Origin of the sequence: Sporosarcina sp. D27 (assembly GCF_000586555.1) — a bacterium.
Taxonomy (GTDB): domain Bacteria; phylum Bacillota; class Bacilli; order Bacillales_A; family Planococcaceae; genus Sporosarcina.
The window spans coordinates 1-258 of sequence record NZ_AZUC01000027.1 but is presented as its reverse complement, the minus strand read 5'-3'; the positions used below and the strand labels follow the sequence as shown (position 1 = coordinate 258).

Below are 258 nucleotides of genomic sequence, written 5' to 3'. Positions count from 1 at the left end.
TATCCAGTTTTCAATGAACAAAAATACTCCTCTACGGAGTAATATGGTGGAGCCTAGCGGGATCGAACCGCTGACCTCCTGCGTGCAAGGCAGGCGCTCTCCCAGCTGAGCTAAGGCCCCGGGAATAAAAAAATGGTGGGCCTAAGTGGACTCGAACCACCGACCTCACGCTTATCAGGCGTGCGCTCTAACCAGCTGAGCTATAGGCCCATTCTATAATATAATCAATATATACAAAATGAACCTTCAAAACTGAAC

2 tRNA genes are annotated in these 258 nt (G+C 48.1%); both read right to left on the bottom strand.

Annotation, left to right across the window (positions count from 1 at the left end):
* Positions 1-44: 44 nt before the first annotated feature.
* Positions 45-120, bottom strand: a tRNA-Ala gene (locus N693_RS0106060).
* 13 nt (positions 121-133) lie between these two features.
* Positions 134-210: transfer RNA gene (locus tag N693_RS0106055), tRNA-Ile, on the bottom strand.
* Positions 211-258 lie beyond the last annotated feature (48 nt).